This window comes from Terriglobia bacterium (genome assembly GCA_020073085.1).
Lineage (GTDB): Bacteria > Acidobacteriota > Terriglobia > JAIQFV01 > JAIQFV01 > JAIQFV01.
Genome location: JAIQFV010000005.1, coordinates 16,556 through 38,582, shown reverse-complemented (window position 1 = coordinate 38,582; position 22,027 = coordinate 16,556). Strand labels below are relative to the sequence as shown.

The following is a 22,027-nucleotide window of genomic DNA, read 5'->3' as shown; positions in this document are numbered from 1 at the left end:
TTACCCGTCTTTCCAAAAATCGGTAGACCGGGCAGAGGCACCGGGGCCCATGTTCTGTACCCATAAGGTCCGTGAATTCTGATTTAAGAACTCCCCTTTTCTGCCACTTGCGAGGCCGCGATGAAACCCTTCACGACATTCGTTCTGCTGTTTGCGCTGACTCTTGGCCTGATTTCGCTCTACGCTCAGACCCCCGACTACGAAAAGCTGAAAAGTGACGCCGAATCCTCATACGCTGAGGGCTCATACGCGCGGGCCTATGAGCGCTATGTTCAGGCGAGTGCGTCATATCTCTCTTCGTCCCAGAAGCGATGGGTCGACTTCCGCCTGGCGGACACGCTATGGCGCTCGCAGGCGGCCACCCAAACCGCCGACACGACCAAGCTCGATCAAGCACGTCATCAACTTGAAGTGCTCGTGCGCGACATTCAACGCCCCGAGGATCGGGACTTGGTGTGGGCCGAAGTGCAGGAATCCCTGGGGGATTTCTGGTGGACTCGACCTAACCTATCCGACTGGGGACAGGCCTGGCCGCACTATCAGCAGGCGTTGGACTGGTGGGCAGGCTCCGCGGACATTGAGACCGCGCGAAATCGCTATCTGAAATTGGTCTGGAAAATGACACGGCCCTCCTTAGTCGGCCGTTACTATTCGTATGGCAATTACGGTCTAAACGTGCCCCTTGATGTCCTGGAAAATGCCCTCAAGATCGCCAAGACCGCGGATGACAAGGCTCAGGCGCACTATCTGCTGGCCATGACGCTTCGCTCGCAGGCCGCCGACACGAATCAGCGGCGCCGGATTCCTGAAGAATTTGAGGGGGCTATTCAAGCAGGAAGATCCAACGATTGGTATGACGATGCGCTGTTTCAATACGCCCAGTGGCTCGAAAACAACGGCCGCGTCGCAGTAGATGAAGAGGGCCAGGAAAGAAACGAACCAGACTATGTCCGAGCATTGGAATTGTACCGGCGGCTCGTCAGTGAATACCAGAAGGGCGAATCGCGTTACTTCGAGCCAGCGACGCAGCAGATTAAAAGTATCACGAACCCAAGTGTTGGCGTTTTTGTTTCAAATTTCTTCCTTCCCGGCTCAGAGATCCAGTTCAACCTGAACTGGCGCAATGTCAAAACGATTGAATTCAAACTTTATAAAGTGGATCTTACGCGCGATGTTGAGATGGTCAGCGGCCAGTGGGTCCGAGGATGGATTGAGTCGATCAACCTGGACGCGCATCAGCCCCTGAAATCATGGTCCAAAGAGACCCGGGACAAGGGAGACTATCGACCTGGCTCTGAGCTGGTCCGTCTGGAAACCAAACTCCCAGTGGGAGCTTACATTCTTAAGGCGGCAGGAGGGGCGATGAGTGTCCGCGACTTGATTCTAGTCACGGACACTTCCCTGGTGTTGAAGACGACCGGCAAGCAAGCGCTCGTCTATTTCTGCAGCGCACTCGACGGCGCTCCCATCGCGGAAGCCAACGTGACCCTGTGGGAAAACTCGTACGATTATCAAAACCGCATGTGGATCAGCAAGAAATTCGCTAAACCAACGAATGCCGATGGGATTGCGGTCTTTGATATGACGAGGAATCACGACAATCTCCAACTCTTCGTCAGCGCCATCATCAGTGACCGGCAGGCCTTCAGCCTGGGCAATTCCTATTCTTACGGGCGGCAGGACCAACCCTGGCGGGTCTATGTGTTTACCGACCGCCCTGCATACCGTCCCAAAGAAGATGCTCATTGGAAACTCATCGCACGCCGTTACAACGGCTCTGTCTATTCGACGCCCGCCAACCAAACCCTTGAATTCCAGATCACTGACGCCCGCGGGGCCAAGGTGAAGGAAGGCAAAATCACCCTCAATACCTTCGGGAGCGCCTGGGGATCGCTGGAGCTGACCGAGGCCATGCCTTTGGGCGTTTACCGTGTGACCTTCTGGGACGAAGGGCGAAGGCACCAGGTCGGATCGGCCAACCTGTTCCGGCTGGAGGAATATAAGCTCCCGGAATTCAAGGTCAGCGTCCAAACACCGGAAGAGAACGGGAAGAAGAAATCATTCCGTATCGGTGAGTCGGTCGAAGTCAACATCCAGGCGGATTATTACTTCGGCGGCCCGGTCAGCGATGCCTCGGTTGAAGTGCTCGTCCACCAGAACCTGTTTTACCACGGGTGGAATCCCCCCCACGATTTTCCCTGGTATTACGAGGATATGACCGGACGATCCCAGTACTATGGAGGCCGGCAAGGTCAGGTGATCAAGCGCGAGACCATCAAGACCGATGCCTCTGGCAAGGCCTCACTCACCTTTGACACACCGCGCGGGGACCAGCAGGATTATGAATATTTCATCGAAGCGCGCGTCACCGACGCCTCCCGCCGCGAAATCGAAGGTAGCGGCACGGTCCGCGTTACCCGGCAGCGGTACTACGTGTATCCCCATGCCCAACACAACCTCTATCGCCCGCAGGACAAAGTCACCGTCGATGTGAAGGCCCTCGACGCTAATGAGCAGCCAGTCGAGGTCGAAGGCACGGTGAAAGTTACGAGGGATTACTGGTACGAAATCTGGATTGATCCCACGGGAAAGGAAGTCAAAGGGGACGAGTTGACTATTCAGCGCCGGAAGTGGCCTTTCTTCCCTCCCCCGCCCGGCTCGGGCGGCAGGTCGTGGCGGCTGAAGTTTCGCGGCTACCAGCATGAGGACATCCTGAAACAGACTGTTAAGACAGATGCGGAGGGCAAGGCGGAACTCACGTTTACGCCAGCCCGCGACGGCTACTATCAGATCGCCTGGAGCAGCAGGGATAAAGACGGGTCTCCGATTAAGGCCCAAACCACGGTGTGGGTGTGCAAGGACTCGACCACGGAGCTCGGCTATCGCCACGGCGGGGTCGAGATCATTGCAGATAAAGATACCTTTCAGGTTGGACAGAGGGCGCCCATTCTGTTGAATGTGCCCACCAATAACCGCTATGTTCTTTTCAGTATTGAAGGAGATGATCTGTACAGCTACCAGTTGGTCCATGTGACCGGGACGGCAAAACTTCTCGAAATCCCCATCGAAGAAAGGCACGTGCCGAATATCTTCCTCAGCGCCACGATGGTGAATGAAGGAGAAATTTCTCTCGACACCAAACAGATCGTCATCCCGCCGGTGCAACAGTTTCTCACCGTCGACGTGAAGGCCGATCGCGAGCAGTACCAGCCGCGCGAGGAAGGCACCCTCGTCGTCACCACCCGGACTTTTGATGGGAAACCCATCGCTGCCGAGGTGGGGTTGGGGCTGGTCGATGAATCGGTTTACTACATTCAACAGGATTATGCGGGAGATCCGCGCCAGTTCTTCTACGGGACCAAACGATACAACCGTATTCAAAATGAAAGCACGTTTAACCAAAAAAGCTTTACGAAGCTGGTCGAAGGCCCCGACAAAGAACTGGTGGATGAGCGCCAGCTGGCGGAGGATAGACTCGACAAATTTAAAGCTGAATTCGGTACCGGGATGGGAGGCGGCGTTGGCGGTGGGAGGCTTGGCGGAGTCATTGGCGGGTTGGTTTCGAAGAATGGAAGGATGCAGGCCGGAGACAAAGTCATGGTCTTCGAATCCATGGGGGCTGCTTCTAAAGTTACAAACCTTGTCCAATTGGCTGAAGGGGCTCTAAAAACACCTTCTGCTGCGCCACCACCCCCACCGCCTCCCCCGCCTGGTACGCCCGGAGTGGAACCCGCCGTCCAAGTCCGGACTGATTTCCGGGCCACGGTCTTTTGGCAACCCGACGTGGTGACCGACAAAGATGGCAAGGCGACCGTCAAAGTGAAGTTCCCTGATTCCTTAACCGCCTGGAAGGCCACTGCGCGCGTCGAGAGCGAGGCGAACCAGTTCGGCATTGCCTCGTCGACGACTAGAACGCAGCAGCCCTTGATTGTGCGCTTGCAGGCACCTCGGTTCTTCCTTGTGGGTGATCAGGTCACCATCTCTGCTGTGATGAATAACAATACCGATAAACCTATGACGGTCACCCCATCTCTCGATGCCCAGGGCCTTGTCGTGACAGGCATCGTCGTCAAGGGTTCTCCCGTCAAGGGTGAGCAGGCACCGGTTCAAATTCCTGCCAACGGCGAGGCGAGGGCCGACTGGATTGTGTCCGTCCAAAAGCCCGGTGAAGCCAAGCTCAAAGTCACGGGACGCGGCGGGGCTTATGCCGATGCAATGGAAAAATCCTTCCCTATTTATGAGCACGGCATTGAGAAATTCATTGCGAAGTCCGGCAAGATGCGCGGGGATGAGATCACCGTCAAGCTCGACGTACCCAAAGACCGCAAACCGGAATCCACAGTGATGACCGTTCAGGTGGCCCCCAGCATGGCGGTTACCATGCTCGATGCCCTTCCCTACCTCATCGACTATCCGTACGGCTGTACGGAACAAACCATGAGCCGGTTCCTTCCCGCCGTGGTCGTGGCAAAGACCTTGAAGGATCTGGGACTGCGGCCTGAATTGGTCATGGGTAAAGTGTTCGGAGGGGTCGAGCAGGAATTTGCCGCACAGACTCACCCCCGCGGCTCGAATGACCTCCAGCTTCTGGATGACGTCACCCAGCAAAGCTTGAAGCGTCTCTATGATTTTCAGCACTCGGATGGCGGCTGGGGTTGGTGGAAGGACGGCGACACCGATCCATTTATGACCGCCTATATCGTGTGGGGCCTGACCCTCGCCCGCGACGCCGGCATTAAGTTAAAACCGGAGGTGCTGGATCGTGGCGTCGACTATTTGCAGAAAACCCTCGTCGAGCAGGAAAACAACTATGATCTCCAGGCGTGGATGCTGCATGCGGTATCGACCTACTATCATTCCATGAAACTCTCCAAGATCGCCTCTCCGGTTTCCAAGGCCTTCGACAATCTCTGGAAGAACCGCGACCCGCTCAACGCCTACACCCGGTCGTTGTTGGCCCTGAGCGCCAACCATCTGGGTTACACAGATCAAGCTAAAACGTTAATCCGCAACCTTGAGAATGGCGTCAAGATTGATACCCGGCCGGATCTTTCCATCATCCAAAAAGGCGGCCAGGACTCTGAAAAAGGCGTCATCCCCACGGCCCATTGGGGAGAGGATGGGATTTACTGGCGGTGGTCCGACGGGGGCGTCGAAGCCACCTCTTTCGCCTTGCGAGCGCTGCTGGCCATCGATCCGCAGAACAAGCTCGTGGAGCCGGTGACCAACTGGCTGATCAAGAATCGCAGGGGCGCGCAGTGGAATAGCACACGCGACACCGCCATCACGATTCTTTCACTCACCGATTATTTGAGATCCAGCGGGGAGCTGCATCCCGAAGTCGAATACGAGCTTTCCGTTAACGGTCACATGATCGCCACCAAACAAATCACCCCGGACGACGCCCTGACCGCCCCGTCTCAATTCCCGGTGGATGCAAAGGACCTTGTCGACGGGGCCAACGAAATTCGCATCAAGCGGAAGAGCGGAAACAGCCCCCTCTATTTTTCCGTTCAGACCCGCTATTTCAGCCTCGAAGAGCCCATTCCCGCCGCCGGCAACGAAATCTTTGTTCGCCGCCAATATTACAAACTGGTGGGACATCCCACGCTCTTGAAAGGCTATGTGTACGACCGGCAACCCCTCAATGACGGGGAATCGGTCACCAGCGGCGATCGGGTGCAGACCGTCCTAACCATTGAAGCGAAGAACAACTATGAGTATCTTGTCTTTGAAGACCTCAAGCCCGCGGGTCTGGAGGCCGTTCAAGTTCGAAGTGGGGAGCCGATATATGCGAAGGAGTTGAAGGCCGGCGCCCTAGAAGAACAGTCCAAAGTCCAAGGTCCAAAGTCCAAAGTCGGAGAGGGTTCATCTCTTCAATCTGAATCTTCTTATACCGGCCGGTCGCGCTGGGTGTATCAGGAGCTGCGCGATCGCAAGGTAGCACTGTTCATTGACAAGCTGCCCCAGGGGATCTGGGAGATCCGGTACGATTTGCGGGCAGAGGCGCCGGGAAAATTCCATGCCTTGCCGACGCTCGGGTACGCGATGTACGTACCCGAGATCCGGACCAATGGCAGCGAGGTCCGGATCACGGTCGTAGACCGAAAAGAAGAGAGCAAATGATCTCAACGCGGAGGCGCGGAGTCCGCAGAGAAATTCAGAATTAGCCGCCTGGCATTGCCACGCCTTAGGACACGACGGTCTCAGCCATCGGACCGACCGCGACAATGCGTAGGTAACCCCTCTGCGTCTCCCCGGTGTAATTCCACCCTTTCTTGAGTATTAATCATGTTAGCATAGCCCCTTGTCGAACCGCCTTCTGCCGAATCAAATCTCAAGCCCCTCAGGAGCACTCCCCATGGCCAGTACTTTTCGAGATCATCTACTGAAAGGCAAGGTGGCATTTGTAACCGGCGGAGGCAGCGGCATCAACCTCCGCATTGCGGAACGATTTGCGGAACACGGCGCCAAGGTCGCCCTGCTGGGACGTACCCGGGACAAACTCGATCAGGCTTCTGCCTCCATTAAAGCCCAGGGAGGAATCGCGTCGGGGTATGCCGCCGACGTGCGCGATTACCCGGCCCTCGAATCCGCGCTGAAAAAAGCCCGTGACGACTTTGGCGAAATTGATATCCTGCTCTGTGGCGCGGCGGGGAATTTTCCTGCCCTGTCCCTCGGCATGTCTTCCAACGGCTTCAAATCGGTGATTGACATCGACCTGCTTGGAACATTCAACACCTGCCGCGCCGCGTATGAGCATTTGAGGAAACCCGGCGCCTCGATCGTCAGCATTTCCGCCACCCATGCGTTCATTCCTGTTGCCATGCAATCGCATGTCTGCGCCGCCAAGGCGGGAGTGGACATGCTGACCCGGACGCTGGCGATTGAGTGGGGAAAAGCGGGGGTGCGCGTCAACTCGATCGCCCCGGGACCCATTGCCGATACCGAAGGGATGCGCCGGTTGAGTCCCACGGAAGAAATCAAACAGAAGCTCAGTCGAACGATCCCCCTTCAGCGCTTTGGAACCAAAGACGAAATTGCCGATCTGGCCTTGTTTCTGTGCTCCGACGCTGCCGCTTACATCACCGGGGCCGTGTACGTTTGTGATGGAGGCCAATCCTTGCTGGGATCCGGGGGGTTTATGTCGGCACTGGCTCAGAGGTAGTCAGTAATCCTTTGTGGCCTTTCATGGATACCGCAGGGAGGGACATCTTGGGCAAGATCCGACGGATACTAAGGACTGGCATACTCATTCTGTTCATCCTGATTCTCGCTGCCGCGGGCGTGTCGTTCCTGAGCAATCGGGGGCTTCCTGCTCACTCCAGGTTCATTGATCGCCTCGACCCACAGGAGAAGTCATTTCTTGCGGAGGCGCTCCACCTGAAACAGACTGTCGGCGAATCTCTCTGGCCGGATTGGGGCCGGGCGGAGATCCCCTTTCTCTCCCGCAACGAGCAATATGGTTTCCTCGTGGGTGATCCCAATCCACCTCCCGGCTGGGAACAGGTTTCCGGGGACACTTTCCTGGGAAATCCCTATTATCGAATTCACAATCCGGAGAGCGTGGCCTTTGCCGTACCGATCGGCAATCGCTGGGCAGCGAGCCTGCCCACCAAGGAGTGGATGCAGATATCCTTTGCGAACAACTTGCGGGATCACATCCCGGGATTCCTGAAGCCGGTGTTTCCTTACCGTCTGCCCATGCGACTGTTCAACCTCAATAGCTCTGACTTCCATATTGCGATCCTGCTGCACGAATCCTTTCACGCCTTCCAGGCAGGGATGGCTCCGGACCGTTTTGCCGAGGCGAGGAAGGCGTATCGGGTTGAGACGAACTATCCGTGGGAGAATTCCGAGTTGCAGAAATCATGGAAATTGGAGCTGACGCTCTTGGCCCGGGCGGTGAATGCAAGTTCGGACGAGGAAGAGGCCAGCCTGGCCCGAGAGTTCCTGGCCGCGCGACGCGAAAGGCGCCAGCGGCACGGGTTGGACGTCTCGATGATGAACTATGAGCGCCACATGGAGTGGTTGGAGGGCCTTGCCAAGTACATCGAATTGGCGGTCTGGCGCGAGGCGTCTTTGAACCGGGATTACGTACCGCTGCCGGAATTGTCTGTCGATCCCGATTTTCAGAAGTACAAGACTTTTCCCGGTCAATGGTCGAAAGAACTCATGAACATGCGGATGCAGTCCGCCCGGCAAGGAGATATCCGTTTTTATTACTCGGGCATGGCGCAGGCCTTTTTGCTCGACCGACTGCGGCCGAGATGGAAAACTCGCATCATGGATCAAGACGTGTGGCTGGAAGGGCTGATGGCTGAAGCAACAGAAAAGCATTAGCGGATTGTTCAGTCTTTAGCTCGGTTGCCCCCGCTTGAGATCCAGAGATGGTCCTGGAGGGCGACTTGCCTTCCTGATCCCCTGTCCATTTGGCATGCTATTTCCCGTATTAGCTCCCCATGCTTGCCTGCCATGTGTTATCAAGGGTCGCCCTCTCATGGCTTAAGGAACTTCCACGAGAAATGACGGTCTCGGCGAAGCGTTCCATCTCTTCCAGTTGCGGGCTGAATTGCAGCAGCAACAGATCCACGCCCGCTGCCTCGAACTCCGCGATTCTCATCCGGACTTGCTCGGCCGTCCCCACCAAACCCGACCGCAGGCCCCGGTTCGACACCGAATAATCCTCCAAAGAAACCTTCTGCTCCAGTTGGGTCCCTGCCAGCCACTCTTGGTAGTTCCCATACCCGGCAGCACTCTGCTTCACGTCAGTGATCCGACGCAGTTCCTGCCGCGCTTCCTCTTCCGTATCCCGCACGATGGCATAGGCGGCCACCCCGAACTTCATACGAGGCAAATTCATTCGCATGCGGCGCGACGAAAGGTCGGCGATCTTGTGTGCGATCCGCTCCGGGGGATCCCCGTGCATGACGTAGGCATCGCACTCCCCGGCGATCAGCTCCTTTGCGGCTTCAGACTCGCCGCCCGCATAGAGGGTGGGGCGTGGGCGTGAAACGGGCTTGGGCTGCAACACCGTGTCCTCGACCCGATAGTATTTGCCCGTGAATGAAAAATGGTCACGGCTCCATACGCCGTTCAACACTTGAAGCCACTCCGCGGTTCGCGCATAGCGATCATCATGCTGCTCAAAGTGAACCCCGTACTGTCTCGCTTCATCCGCCCACCATGAAGAGACCACATTGAGTGAAAGGCGGCCGCCGCTGATGCGGTCGATGTTTGCCGCCTGCTTGGCCAGCAGCGCGGGCAGATGGAAAGTGGGGCGGACCGCGACCATCAATTCCAGCCTCCGGGTCACCGCGGCCAGCGCGGCCGCCGTCGACCAGGCGTCGAGGGCAGGAGCGTGAATCCCCTTAATATCATTCAGATTCAGTTCAGCGATCAAGGTGAGGTCGAACCCGATCTCCTCGCTGCGCCTCGCCAGCCGGCTGTTGTACTCCCACGTCGGTTCCATCCCCTCGTCCTCGACGTTCCGCAGCCAACCGCCAAACACTGGAAGCCAATATCCGTAACGCATCAGCGGGCCTCCGTTTCCAAGAAGTCGGCCAGGCGCGCGTATGGATTGAATCCAACAACGTGCGGTCCATCGGCAACGAAGTTTGACAGGGCGTTGATGTCGTAATAGAGCAGCTTCCCGTCGCGGTCGTCGACGATATATTCGACGCCCCCCACCTCTATCCCGGCGGTTTGCATGATCCGCTCCACGGCTTCGATCACCTCCCGCGGCGGCGTGACCGCTTCCACCTTCATCTTGTTCTTGGGGGCATCCACCGGACACGCGGAGCGCGCGAGTTCCACCCCCTCCGTCGTCTGGCAGATGTCGGCGGGGCAGAGGTTGAAACTGTCACCGGTGAAGTAAACCTTAATGGCATAGAGATACTTCCCCCCCAGAACCTCAACCCGGGTAATGAACCCTCCTCGCGCTGGAATATATTCCTGCACCAGGGCGGTCTGATCGAGTCCCAATGCCAGCCGACCTTCCACCGCCGCGCGGGAGAGGTCCTCGAAGCGGTCAAAACGGACAATGCCGGCACCGCTTCCGCCCAGGTTGGGCTTCACCACCACCGGGAAACGCAGGCCCTCGGCAGCTTGCGCCGCTTCGGCTGGATGATTGATCACCCGCGCTCGCGGATAAGTAAGACCCAGCGATTCGAGCAGGGAAAGTTGTTGCGCCTTAGAGGTCTCCACGGTAAAGGCCCTGTAGCCGTTCACCACCCTGACCCCTAACCGTTCGAGGTGAGCGAGGAAATTGAGGGTGTAAAAAATCCCGTGACCGTTCCCCCGGGTGTAGGCCGAAGGACTCATCCGATTGAAAAACAATGAGTACTCGCCGTCCCGCGAAGCAACGTCGAACTGGTGCTGGCGAGCGTCTATCCGGATATACGGAGTTCCCCGGCGGTCGAATTCCTCAAAAAGGGGTCGAAACCAATCGGGATGTTCGTGATAGATGGCAATGGGCCGTTTGAGTTTGGTCATCATTATTCTCCATAAAAAAAGGCCGCTCATCCGGAGCGGCCTTGAAATCTCCTTGAGTAGGCTGCGATTTATTACGTTACCGCACCTCCCCAACCGCTCCAGTGAACGGCGCACATACACTTGCACCCACGCTCCCCGACAACAGGAGTATTCACGAACGGCGCGGTGGGCATGTTCAATGACATGAAAACCATGTTCGGAAAACGAGAATCTACGCCGTCTTCACGGGTTTGTCAAGGCGATCCACGCCCCGATGAAGAAAAGAAAGCGCCGGCCATGCTGGAAGCATTGGCATCTGTCGATGTCTGTTGGAATTTATCTTGTTTGATGGACAATGCTCACCCCTCAATCGCGTTGAAGGCATTCCCTCAGGATTTCGATCACTCGTTTTTCCGCTTGGCCTCAATTCCTTCTCACGGTAATCTTGTTCCGAAAAACTCGGGCACAACCTTCATTTTCTGCCTGAAGGGTGAGGAGGAATCGATATGGTGCGAGTCGTGATTACAGTCTTTCTGATGGGGATAAGCGCGCTGGTCGCTCTGGCCCAAACCCCCTCTTCGAGCGCTGACAGACCGTTCGTCGTCGAGTATTATTACAAGGCCAAGTGGGGATATGCAGACGAATTTCTTCAGCTCTTCAAGAAGAACCACTACCCGGTCCTTATGAAGCAAGTGGTCATGGGACGGCTACTCAAAGTCTCCATGGACCAACCGCGTTATCACGCCACTGAGGACGGGCGCTGGGATTACCGCGTAACCATCGTTTTCAAGAATGCTGCGATGGCCAATGAGCCGTTTGACGAAGACGCATTGAAAAGGCAGCTGTTCCCGGACCAGGATACCTATACCCGGGAGGAGCAAAGGCGGTTTGCGATCCTCGAGGCCCATTGGGACGTACCCATAAAAGGCATGGAATTGGAGGGAAGATAAGACCATGGGACATCGGACGTTCGAACCCGGCCCATTATAGACAAGTCTTCAAATGGAAAATAGGAAGCAGAGGTCATTCGGGGGAGCGGAGAGTATCGCCTTCCGATACTCAGAAGACCATATCACTCCTTGAAGTTCAAAAAAATGGGCACCGTCTTGCGACCGTGCCCGAGTTTGCCCATATCAGGAGTTGACAGACCTCTTTGAATGAATCCTTAATTCAACCTTTTCGTTTTCAGTTGAATCTTTCTTTTGGGTTTTACTGGAACCAGAACCATCTCTACATCGCGCGCGGGCTGTTCAGCCGCCAGCTCTTTTTCCATGCCTGCTTCATAGGCTCTCAACTCTGTCTGAAGGAACTCGAGCCGCTCCCGGCGACGGGGATGGTAAAGGTAAATCTTTTCGAATCGGACTTCTTCCTGGGCTGTGAGATCTCCGACCAGATAGCTCTTAATCATATCGTCTTCTTTGGCGCTTAGTCGTTCCAGAAAGTCCCGGTTGGAAATCGTGCGCCACATAACCTGCTCATTCTCTGTTTCGGATAGCTCTTCGAGCAGGAATCTTTCGATCGTTTCTTCGGAAATCTCGCTGATGTTCATGACTACCTCCGTTTTTGCCCTTCGGAATTACCGATCCGCTCTAATCATTTAGGCCCGGAGACTTTCACTGTATGAATCCGTTTTCGTTCCCGCTCTATTCCTGCTTCTCTTGCATTTCATAGACCCGAGACACCTATGACTGAGCACGTTGTTGGCCAGCATGAATAAGATTATCTATATAATTGATTTTGAATTGATTAGCACGCCACGCCGAAAATACCCAGGATGGCAGAGTGATTCATAATAATACAAGGTGACAGGGAATTGTACGAATCGTCTGAAATGACCGAACTTTCTTCGCGTCCCCCCTATCAAGATTAGGACTTGCCCTCGCCACATAAACTTCACGCTTCATCTCAATTACCGCGCTTGGGCATTCTTCTGCCTGATTTATGGAAGAATAAATGAAGCACTTTTCGAATAATTCTCCTCACGAAGCTTGCCTCCCCTTTTTTCGCGAGGTATACTCGGAGCCTTCGTTAAACAATTGGCCGGTATGAACCTACCCAACCACAGGGTGTAGGAGTCGAGTGCCGGTCGCGCCATAAATCCGTGTTAGTCAAGGGCTCAAAAATCTGACAGCGAGACTCAAGGATTCATGGCGCATCTCCTTGAATCGAGACCGTGTTCAACTCGATTTGTCTTCCAGTTGAATTTTGGGATTCAAGTTGGATGGCCCTTACCAAGGCTTCTCAGTGGCCCGGAATCATGAATCTTATCTGTACTCTGCAGTCGCTCCAATCAATCGCTCAAGAGCATCGCGCAGGACATTTCGAGGGAGAGTATATATGTTAAGAGGACTTAGAATTCGGGGGATCTTGTCTTGTTTGGTGTTCGTGTTCCTGGGGATGCCTGTCCTTTCGCAAACCCGCCACCCCCAAGCGTCTTCCATTGACGGGCTAATGGATTCCTTGTTCAAGGTCAGGACCTTCAAGGAAGTTGTGATTTCACCTGATGGAGCGTACCTCGGATGGGTCGAGAAACTTCACGGAAAAGACCACGAACCTTCGGAGAACACGGCGATATATGTTTCTGCCCTCAGTTCACCTGAGGCCCCACGGCGTATCACAGCTGGAAACCCCGCGATGCCTCATAGCGAACACGATCTGGCTTGGTCGCCGGATGGCCACCGGCTGGCCTTTCTATCAGATCAAGAACGAAAGGGGCAATTTCAGCTCTACGTTGTTCCGACTGAAGGGGGAGCCGCTCGGCAATTGACTCATGTGAAAGGACTGCTTGTTGACCCCCATTGGTCGCCTGACGGAAAGGCCATAGCCGTCCTCTTTACTGAAAACCTGCCGCGGTCGGCTGGTCCGTTAGAAGCCAAGCCACCCGTTTCAGGGGTGATTGAGGATCAGATCTTCGAGCAACGCATTGCGACAGTGGAAGTCGGCTCCGCCCGGTTCCGGCAAATTTCGCCTCCTGACCTGTACGTGTATGAATACGATTGGTCACCGGACGGAAAGAACTTCGTCACGGCGGCTGCTCATGGCGATGGAGACAATAACTGGTGGATAGCGCAAGTCTATACGATCGCCGCGGCCAACGGGGAGACAAAGTCAATTCTCAAGCCCCCTTTGCAGGTTGCGGTACCACGGTGGTCACCGGACGGAAAGGCCATCGCCTTTATCGGGGGATTGATGAGCGATCAGGGTATAACGGGAGGCGATGTTTTCGTGATTCCGGCGGAAGGGGGTAGTCTAGTCAATCTCACGCCCGGAATGAAGGCATCAGCCAGCTCCCTCCATTGGCTTCCCTCTTCCAAGCAGGTCCTGTATGAAGAAAACGTCGATGGAGAAACCGGCATTGCGAGCGTCGACGTTTCGACACACCAGATCACAACGCTGTGGCGAGGGGCCGAAACGATCACATCCTCCGATTGGTGGACGAGTGCGTCGTTGGCCCGCAATGGGAAGGCATCAGCAGTGATTCGCAGTTCCCTCCAGCATCCTCCCGAGGTCTGGGCAGGCGAAGTCGGAGCCTGGAAGCAGATCACCCACGTCAATGACTCCCTGAAACCGATGTGGGGGGAAGCCAAGAGTACTCACTGGACCAGCGATGGAATGACCGTCCAAGGCTGGTTGCTCTATCCGCGGGATTACGACCCTCAGCGAAAGTATCCTCTCGTGGTGTATGTCCATGGGGGACCATCGAACATGCACCGGCTGGCTTGGCCTGACACCTTTTTTGATTTCACGGCCCTCTCCAGTGAAGGGTATTTCGTGCTGTTTCCCAATCCGCGCGGGAGTTATGGTGCCGGGGAGGATTTTACAGGCGCCAATGTGAAGGATTTTGGGTATGGGGACTTCCGGGATATTTTGGCCGGAGCGGAGGAGGTTTCAAAAACTCTCCCCATCGATCCCGAACGGGTCGGGATTGGGGGCTGGAGCTATGGCGGGTACATGACCATGTGGGGCGTCACCCAGACGAACCGATTCCGCGCCGCCGTGGCGGGAGCGGGGATTATGAACTGGCAAAGCTACTATGGAGAAAATGGAATCGATCAATGGATGATTCCATTCTTTGGCGCGTCGGTTTATGACGACCCCGCCATCTATGCTCGCAGCGCTCCCATTACTTTCATTAAGAATGTCAAGACGCCAACGCTGGTGCTGGTGGGGGATGGCGATGTCGAGTGTCCCACACCCCAGTCTTTCGAGTTTTGGCATGCTCTGAGAACCCTGGGGGTCAAGACCCAGTTAGTGGTATTCAAAAACGAGGGCCATGAGATCGCCCAGCCCAAGCATCGCCTCGATATCATGAAGCGAACGATCGCATGGTTTAACGAGAACTTAAAATAGATCTAAGCCGACCGATTTCTTGTATTCTCATCCTGTAGCCCACGTTGAGAATGAAGCAAAGTCCCGGGATCGAATCCAGCCCGGATGGCCTGAACATGGAGTAATTCAAAGGGCTGGCCGCCAAACCGAAGTCCCAACCAGGTCTGAAGACCAGGGGAGGAGTTCCCATGTCACCTCAGCTTGTCTATAAGCTCATGCTCACGCTGATGTTCGCGGTATCTGCTTTCGCCGTACTGGCACAACTATCGATTCCCTATGGCACGCCGCTCAGCCTGGAGAACGCCAAGAAAGCGGCGGCGGCGGCGTTGGCTGAAGCACGCAAGAACAACTGGGCCATGGCGGCTGCAATCGTTGATCCCGCCGGCAACCTGGTCTATTTCGAAAAAATGGATGGAACTCAGAACGGCAGCGTCAACGTGGCCTTGAGCAAGGCGCGGTCAGCGGCCCTGTTCAAGCGCCCGACCAAAGCGTTTCAAGACGCGTTGGTTGCAGGAGGCGCCGGGCTCCGCATCCTGGGCTTGGAGGGCGCGGTACCCGTTGAAGGAGGGCTCCTGCTCATCATGGACGGCAAAATAGTTGGTGCCATTGGTGTTTCGGGAGGGAGCAGTGATCAGGACAGTCAATGCGCCAAACCGGGTGCCGACGCCTTGAAATAATGAATAGGGACAGACACCTTACTCACTTGGACCTTGGATACCCTTTGCAATTGGTGTCCGTCCCATCTGCATCGAATGCGATCCCGTATTCTTAGCGCCGTGGCGTCCCTGTGGTGCAATCCTTAAGGTCTCACCGACAGAACATATCTCTTACGAATTAACTCCCGGTTGACCGCATCAAAATATTCCACGGGATTGTAGTCGTCGGTCAGAATGCGACCATGAGCAGAATTGGTTTGGAGGGTGTGATTGATATCGGTCTTGACGGACTCCAAGGCGTCGGGATGCACATCGTCCAGGTTCATTGGATGCGCAAACGCAAGCTCCATCCGGTCGGCAGCGACAAAGTAGACATTCCCGCCTTCTCCTCCGTGAATTCGGACCTGGGAAAACACGGATTTCATGGTTTTTTCGAGCGACGCCGTCTGAAAGTCCTGACCGGTCCCGACTTCGTGAAAGGCATTCATCACGAGGGTGCCGCCGGGTTTGAGGTGGCGACGGACCGCTTTGAAGGCTTCCTGGGTCATAAGATGAGAAGGAGAGGAATCCCCCAGAAATGCATCGAGGATGACGGCGTCATAAAGGTGCGTTGTACGATTCAGAAAGTATCGGCCATCGGCAATGACCAGGTGGAATTTGTCTGGCTCGAGGTCAAAGAACCGGACTGACATCGGAACGACGGCCGGGTTGATTTCCACGACGTCCACCCGGACACCCTCGCGGGCAAATTTCATCGGCACGATCCCAACGCCCATGCCGATGCACAAGACATCCTTGACCTGGGCGTTGTAGGCCCGCGCCAAACCGTAAAGCATGTAGGTGAACGCAAACAGGCTCCTTTGATGGACCGGATCGTAGCCATCCTGGTACATGTAATCGTTGAGATAGATTCGTCCCTTGGTTTCTGTCTGCTCAAAAACCTGCAGGATGCCAAAATTGGAATTGGCCCGATAGATTTCGACCACGCCCGGGAGGTGGCTTGCATTTTCTCTGAGAATGCCAATGGCCCCGAGGGTCACTCCCATCAAAACGGCAATGGCTACCGGCCCTCCCATCCGTTCCTGTCTCCCCCAAATGAGAAAATATCCTAAGGCGACACCGATTAATACCCCTGCGGTCGCCAACAAGGTGACGGAATTGGGAAAAAACGGGATCAACAAGTAACCGATCAAAAGGGTCCCCGCCACGCTGCCCAGGGTGCTGATGGCAGACAGGCGGCCGACCTGCCCTCCCACGCCGGTGAGCGATTGCGCGAGAATGCGCACAAGGAACGGGCAAGTCATTCCCAGCAAAGTAAGCGGGATCAGGAAGAGCAGGGCAGAGGTCAGCAGGGCCCCCAATGCCAGCTTGAATTGAAGACACCAGTAGGCCACCGGTCCACAGATGACCACCACCAGGCAGAGATAGACCGCAGCCGCTAAGATGCAGCTATAGAGGTACCCCAGTTTGGTTGAGCGATCCACCAGCCAGCCGCCAAGGTAGTATCCCGTCGACAGTGCCACCAGGGTAACCGCAATCTGAGCCGTCCATACAAAGTGGGACGTGCCCACATAGGGCGCCAGGATCTTGGCTCCCAGGATCTCAATAATAAGAACGGCCGCGCCGGTAATCGCCGCCGTCGCATATAGAAACCGGCGCAGGGCAACACTCATTTCCGCCCTCGAGCCTTGGGTCACATTCTTTTTCCTTGGCAAATCCGCTGTTTTCCCCTTCACAGATCCCTCATTTGGAGTGCGGTCCGCCCCGCGGACCGCTTTCTAAAATCCAATCCGTATCCCTGGCCACCGCTCCCGTTCTGCCACTCCACAAAGCGGTCCGCAGGGCAGACCGCACTCCAAAACGGGTGAAGTGTGAGCTAAACAGCCCGCTCAATTGTAGCATTTTGCCGCGGTGGCCTTAAAACTGGCGAAGACGCTCAAGCCTTCCCGGAGGCCAAGGGTGTGTACCGAGTGAGCGGTAATTTCGGCGACCAGGGGAGGTTGGGTGCCGAGCACAATCCGTACACGCTCGCCCTGCGGCGGCTCCGGGACCATCTCGAGAATGGGTCCGTTAAAGACATTCTGCGCCGTGCCGGAAGGCGGGAGGGGGTGCAAGGTGATTTCCCGAGGATCGACGGTGATAAAGATCTCGTCGCTGAGGACCTCGCTGAGGGTGTGGACAACGCCATTGGGGGTTTGAACTTCAGCCAAACCCGTCGCGTCTCGCGAGCTGACCCGGCCCTTGAAAAGGTTCACCCCCATGATCTCCGCCACGTAGCGGGAGCGTGGCCGTCGGAGCAGTTCATCGCGGTCCCCCACCTGGATAAGTTTACCATGGTCCACCACCCCCACTTGATTCCCGAACACCATGGCTTCAAACGGGCTGTGCGTCACGAATAAAGTGACGCAAGGAAGATTGGCAAGGATACGGCGAAGTTCGGTCCTCACCTCACGCCGGGTTTGGAGATCGATGGCGGAGAGCGGCTCGTCCAGCAGCAGGAGGCGCGGCTTTAACACCAGCGACCGAGCCAGCGCAGTCCGCTGCCTCTGCCCGCCCGATAGCTCGCGCGGCTTTCTGGCGGCGAGGTCATCAATGCCCAACTGTTCAAGGATCCCTCGGGTCTCGCGGCGAACTTGGGATTCGCCCCGTCCCTGCGCCCGAAGCCCGAATGCCACGTTTTCAAAAACAGACAGGTGAGGAAACAAAACATAATCTTGAAACACGTACCCGATGGGCCGCTCGTTCGCCGGCATGGCAATCCCGCGCTCACTGTGAAAAAGGTCGAGATCTTCCAGTCTAATTCGACCTCGGTCCGGCTGAACGAGTCCCGCCAGGACATTCAGGATCGTGGTCTTCCCCGCCCCGCTTTCCCCCACCAATACAAAGGTGCTTCCGGGTTCAGCCGTGAGCGAAACCTCGACCTGGAACGGGATCAGCTGTTTTGAAAATTCGGCGACCAGCACTGCTTCCTCACTTGCCCGGATTGACAACCATGGTCCGGAGGACGAAGAGGAGTCCAAATGAAACGGCCAGTAGGATAACAGAAAGCGCCACGGCGGATTGCACATCGGTTTGAAGGGCGATATAGACCGCGAGCGGCATGGTCTGCGTCCGTCCCGGCATGTTGCCCGCAAAAGTGATGGTCGCCCCGAATTCCCCCAGGGCCCGCGCCCAGCTCATGGCTGCCCCAGCCACCAGCGAATGAAAACTTAAGGGGAGGACCACGTGAAAGAATGCGTACACCGGCGACGCCCGTAAGGTCGCCGCGGCCTGCAGATATCTGGGTTCGATGGACTCAAATCCCGCGCGGGCTGTGTTTATGAAGAACGGCGCCGCAACAAAGGTCTGAGCTAGAACCACCGCCACCGTAGTGAATGGAATACTTATCCCTGCGAAGGCCAGCACCCGCCCAACGAGACCGGAGCGGCCGAAGGCGAGCAAGAGCCCTAATCCGGCGACGGTCGGCGGCAAAACCATGGGCAGGTTGATGACTACCTCCAGAACGCGTTTGCCGGGAAATTTTCTCGCGGCGAGCAATAGGGCCACAGGAAGCCCCAGCGCAACGACGGCAAACGCCGAGATGACCGAGGTAATCAGGCTGAGCCGCAATGCCGTCATCACAACCGGCGCGCCCATGCGAGCCAAGAGTTCGCCTGGAGGCACCTGCAAGAGAAGACTTAGGAGAGGAAGTCCGAGCAGGACGAGGAGGAGGACCAAGGCAAGCACTGCCGCAACTCTCCAAATCCCCATCCCCTTGCGCCCGGGCCGGAAAAGAGCGAAAGCATCGGACGTATGACTCATGGGGTCCTCCTCAATGGTTCGCTAGTCGGCATCAAGTGATGCTCGCGCAGTATGGACTGTCCCAGCGGAGAGAAAACCAGTTCCATAAACTTCCCGGCCGCCCGCGGGTTTGAAGCGGATTTGAGAGGGGCGATCGGGTAGCTGGCCTGGACGTTGGCGCCCTTGGGAATCTCCAGCGTGCGGACCCATTCAGCATTGACGGGAGTGACGTCAGAGGAGTACACCATCCCGGCATCGGCTTCGCCCAGTTGGATCTTGCCAAGAACCTCTTTCACATTCTCCTCACTCGAGACCAGGTTCTTCAACACGGACGGCGCATATCCAGGGCCGAACCCGGTCGGGGAAGAAAGCCTGTTCAAGACTTCCCGGCTGTAACGTCCTGCCGGAACGGATTCAGCGGCGAGGACCAGCTTGACACCGGGCCGGGCCAGGTCCTGAAGATTTACGATGCGGGCCGGATTTGACCGGGGGATGATTACAATGAGCGTGTTGTGCGCAAAAACCTGCGGGCTCGATGCCAGCAAGCCCTGGCGGCGAATGGTTTCCATCCACCGTTCGTCTGCGGACGCGAAAACATCGCCCCGGGCGCCCTGCTCGATCTGCAAGGCGAGTTGCTGCGATCCTGCAAAATTCAATTCAACACGCAGGCCGGGATTCTGACCCTCGAACACTTCAGCGAGCTGGGTGAAGGCTTCATTGAGCGACGCCGCCGCAAAGACGCTGAGGGAGGAGGCGTTTCGTTGATGACCCGGCTTGAATTGACGTGTGGCCCGCACCCAGAAAAACGCGACGATCAAGATCACCAGTAGACTGAGCGAAGCCGCCCGCTTGATGCCGGTACTTTTCATGGTCCAGTGGGATGGGTGACGAACACGGATGAATTCAAGCCCGGATTACCATGACTTCGGTGGCTTTGATGAGTGCAATCGCGCGGACGCCCTTTTTCAGCCCCAGATCTCTACAGGCATTTCGAGTAATGATGGAGGTGATTTGCTGTCCCCCCACGTTGATGGTGACCTGCGCGAGCAGTCCGTCGAACACCACGTCGGTGACCGTTCCCAGGAGCTTATTGCGCCCGCTGATGGCGTTTAATCCCGTCGGCCGGCGACCCCCGGATTTCGAGCTCGGCCGGCTCCCCGTGATCCGGTCGATCTCGGTCCGGGGAATACGGTGATGACCGCCGGGCGTCCGGACGGACTTGAGCTTGTGTCGATAAATCCATTGCTTCAGGGTGGGATAGCTGACGCTCAAGAGCTGGGCCGCCTCTTGAAGTTTAAGTAGCTCCATGACCCCTCCCAAAGAGGACTGCGCCCTCGATACCGATCAGATCGCCGATTATATACGATTTAATACAGATCAGCAATACTCAAATTGGATAGATTGTACAATCCTCGGGGGCGGCCATTCACATCATCCTGGCTGCCGTCAGGGTGTTCAAGTCTTACGGCTCATCCGCGTCTTCCCTCTTCACGGCGTTTGGGTCGTCCATCCGGAGCGGGCAGGCGGCCGCCCTTTTGAAGCGCCCGCCTCAACAGGTATTCAATCTGCCCGTTGAGGCTGCGCAGTTCGTCGCCGGCCCAGCGCTCAAGAGCCGCCATCACCGCCGGGTCCATGCGCAAGAGAAATGATTTGCGTTCGGCCACGGTGATTAATGGTAGAGCGATCCGGTGTTCACGACGGGCTGGGTGCCGCGCTCGCTGCACAACACCACCAGCAAATTGCTGACCATCGCGGCCTTGCGCTCTTCATCCAGTTCCACGATCTTCTGCTTGGCCAGCATATCCAGGGCCATCTCCACCATGCTGACGGCGCCTTCGACAATGCGCTGACGGGCGGCAATGATGGCGCCCGCCTGCTGGCGCTGTAACATGGCCGCGGCAATCTCCGGCGCATAGGCCAGATGGCTGATCCGCGCCTCGATGACTTCCACCCCGGCCTTCGTCAGGCGGTCCTGGATTTCCTGCTTCAAATGTTCGGCAATGGCGTTGGTCTGCCCGCGGAGCGACATCAGTTTCTCGTCGTGGGAATCATAGGCGTATGCTGTCGCGAGATTCCGCAACGCCGACTCACTCTGCACCTGGACATAATTCTCGTAGTTGTCCACCACGAAGCAGGCTTCAGCCGAGTCCACAACCTTCCACACCACCACCGCGGCAATTTCAATCGGGTTGCCCTCGATGTCGTTAACCTTGAGGTGCCCGCTTTCAAAATTCCGGACCCGCAGCGAGATCCGCCTCTTGCTGTAAAAAGGGTTGGCCCATCGAAGGCCCGGGATCTTTTCGGTCCCCTTGTAGCTCCCGAAGAGTTGAAGGACCTTCCCCTCGTTCGGGTTGACAATGAAGAGGCCGGCTAAAAGCACGACGTCGACGATCAAACCGGCCGTGTAGGCCAGGATGAGGGCCACTTCTCCCCTGGGCACTTCACCGATCAGCCCGTAGATCAAGAACCCGAGCAGCAAAAGAAGGATGGCAAGCATCAACCATCCCGTTACCCCGCGATACTCTTTTTCCTGAATCATAGCTCCTCCTCGAAATGATATCAGATATATATCATAATGATATCTACTTGTCAAACTGTCAAGTGGAGGCGGATACCAGATATGCCCTGAGGTGCCTGCCGCCTGCCCTCTTCGCCTTCATTAAGAATTCCGAATGCAGGTTCAAGTTTCTAAGGAATCCCTACTGACTGGCAATCTCACAAACGTCAGGATTAGAAAATTATCAATAGAATTTGTGCCGACAAGAGCAAAAGAAATTATCATTAGGAGG

The 22,027-nt window shown here is 56.3% G+C and carries 17 protein-coding genes; 7 read left to right on the top strand and 10 right to left on the bottom strand.

What is annotated here, in order from left to right; translation table 11 throughout:
* The first annotated feature begins 120 nt into the window (after nucleotides 1-120).
* The 3 genes from LAO21_06930 (at nucleotide 121) to LAO21_06920 (ending at nucleotide 8,343) form a co-directional block, all read left to right on the top strand.
* Nucleotides 121-6,126 carry an alpha-2-macroglobulin gene (locus LAO21_06930; protein ID MBZ5552437.1) on the top strand — a complete coding sequence of 2,002 codons (6,006 nt, stop codon included), beginning with the start codon at nucleotides 121-123 and terminating at the stop codon, nucleotides 6,124-6,126.
* A 235-nt stretch (nucleotides 6,127-6,361) separates the two neighbouring features.
* Nucleotides 6,362-7,168 (top strand): SDR family oxidoreductase, encoded by an 807-nt coding sequence (locus LAO21_06925; GenBank protein MBZ5552436.1) that lies wholly within the window; start codon nucleotides 6,362-6,364, stop codon nucleotides 7,166-7,168.
* A gap of 47 nt (nucleotides 7,169-7,215) precedes the next feature.
* Nucleotides 7,216-8,343, top strand: coding sequence for a hypothetical protein (locus LAO21_06920; protein ID MBZ5552435.1), 1,128 nt, complete (start codon nucleotides 7,216-7,218; stop codon nucleotides 8,341-8,343).
* 109 nt (nucleotides 8,344-8,452) lie between these two features.
* On the opposite strand, the gene LAO21_06915 is transcribed toward LAO21_06920, so the two are convergent.
* Together LAO21_06915 and LAO21_06910 are read right to left on the bottom strand one after the other, a co-directional pair.
* Entirely contained in the window at nucleotides 8,453-9,535 is a 1,083-nt protein-coding gene (locus LAO21_06915) for an LLM class flavin-dependent oxidoreductase (GenBank protein ID MBZ5552434.1), read from the bottom strand.
* On the bottom strand, nucleotides 9,535-10,494 hold the full coding sequence (locus LAO21_06910) for a hypothetical protein (protein ID MBZ5552433.1): 960 nt from the start codon (nucleotides 10,492-10,494) through the stop codon (nucleotides 9,535-9,537). The genes LAO21_06915 and LAO21_06910 overlap by 1 nt, the downstream gene beginning before the upstream one ends.
* A 183-nt stretch (nucleotides 10,495-10,677) precedes the next feature.
* Between LAO21_06910 and LAO21_06905 the strand changes: the two genes are divergently transcribed.
* On the top strand, nucleotides 10,678-10,995 hold the full coding sequence (locus tag LAO21_06905; protein ID MBZ5552432.1) for a hypothetical protein: 318 nt from the start codon (nucleotides 10,678-10,680) through the stop codon (nucleotides 10,993-10,995).
* 14 nt (nucleotides 10,996-11,009) lie between these two features.
* Nucleotides 11,010-11,423, top strand: coding sequence for a hypothetical protein (locus LAO21_06900; GenBank protein ID MBZ5552431.1), 414 nt, complete (start codon nucleotides 11,010-11,012; stop codon nucleotides 11,421-11,423).
* Between the two features lie 215 nt (nucleotides 11,424-11,638).
* On the opposite strand, the gene LAO21_06895 is transcribed toward LAO21_06900, so the two are convergent.
* Nucleotides 11,639-12,022, bottom strand: coding sequence for a hypothetical protein (locus LAO21_06895; GenBank protein ID MBZ5552430.1), 384 nt, complete (start codon nucleotides 12,020-12,022; stop codon nucleotides 11,639-11,641).
* Nucleotides 12,023-13,107: 1,085 nt separating this feature from the next.
* Between LAO21_06895 and LAO21_06890 the strand changes: the two genes are divergently transcribed.
* Both LAO21_06890 and LAO21_06885 read left to right on the top strand, forming a co-directional pair.
* Nucleotides 13,108-14,823: a S9 family peptidase gene (locus LAO21_06890; GenBank protein ID MBZ5552429.1), complete on the top strand. Its 1,716-nt coding sequence runs from the start codon at nucleotides 13,108-13,110 to the stop codon at nucleotides 14,821-14,823.
* A 194-nt stretch (nucleotides 14,824-15,017) separates the two neighbouring features.
* Nucleotides 15,018-15,479, top strand: coding sequence for a heme-binding protein (locus LAO21_06885; protein MBZ5552428.1), 462 nt, complete (start codon nucleotides 15,018-15,020; stop codon nucleotides 15,477-15,479).
* 122 nt (nucleotides 15,480-15,601) lie between these two features.
* On the opposite strand, the gene LAO21_06880 is transcribed toward LAO21_06885, so the two are convergent.
* The 7 genes from LAO21_06880 to LAO21_06850 form a co-directional block, all read right to left on the bottom strand.
* Nucleotides 15,602-17,131, bottom strand: coding sequence for a fused MFS/spermidine synthase (locus LAO21_06880; GenBank protein MBZ5552427.1), 1,530 nt, complete (start codon nucleotides 17,129-17,131; stop codon nucleotides 15,602-15,604).
* 216 nt (nucleotides 17,132-17,347) lie between these two features.
* Complete coding sequence (locus LAO21_06875) at nucleotides 17,348-18,448, bottom strand: ABC transporter ATP-binding protein (protein MBZ5552426.1); 1,101 nt, start codon at nucleotides 18,446-18,448, stop codon at nucleotides 17,348-17,350.
* The gene (locus LAO21_06870) at nucleotides 18,429-19,259 is read right to left on the bottom strand and encodes an ABC transporter permease (GenBank protein MBZ5552425.1); all 831 of its coding nucleotides are present in this window, start codon (nucleotides 19,257-19,259) and stop codon (nucleotides 18,429-18,431) included. The genes LAO21_06875 and LAO21_06870 overlap by 20 nt, the downstream gene beginning before the upstream one ends.
* Nucleotides 19,256-20,107 carry a molybdate ABC transporter substrate-binding protein gene (gene modA / locus LAO21_06865; protein ID MBZ5552424.1) on the bottom strand — a complete coding sequence of 284 codons (852 nt, stop codon included), beginning with the start codon at nucleotides 20,105-20,107 and terminating at the stop codon, nucleotides 19,256-19,258. Before modA ends, LAO21_06870 begins: the two co-directional genes overlap by 4 nt.
* Nucleotides 20,108-20,141: 34 nt before the next feature.
* Complete coding sequence (locus tag LAO21_06860) at nucleotides 20,142-20,546, bottom strand: helix-turn-helix transcriptional regulator (protein MBZ5552423.1); 405 nt, start codon at nucleotides 20,544-20,546, stop codon at nucleotides 20,142-20,144.
* A gap of 161 nt (nucleotides 20,547-20,707) precedes the next feature.
* Nucleotides 20,708-20,902, bottom strand: coding sequence for an Arc family DNA binding domain-containing protein (locus LAO21_06855; GenBank protein ID MBZ5552422.1), 195 nt, complete (start codon nucleotides 20,900-20,902; stop codon nucleotides 20,708-20,710).
* Nucleotides 20,903-20,907: 5 nt separating this feature from the next.
* Nucleotides 20,908-21,777: an SPFH domain-containing protein gene (locus LAO21_06850; protein ID MBZ5552421.1), complete on the bottom strand. Its 870-nt coding sequence runs from the start codon at nucleotides 21,775-21,777 to the stop codon at nucleotides 20,908-20,910.
* Nucleotides 21,778-22,027 lie beyond the last annotated feature (250 nt).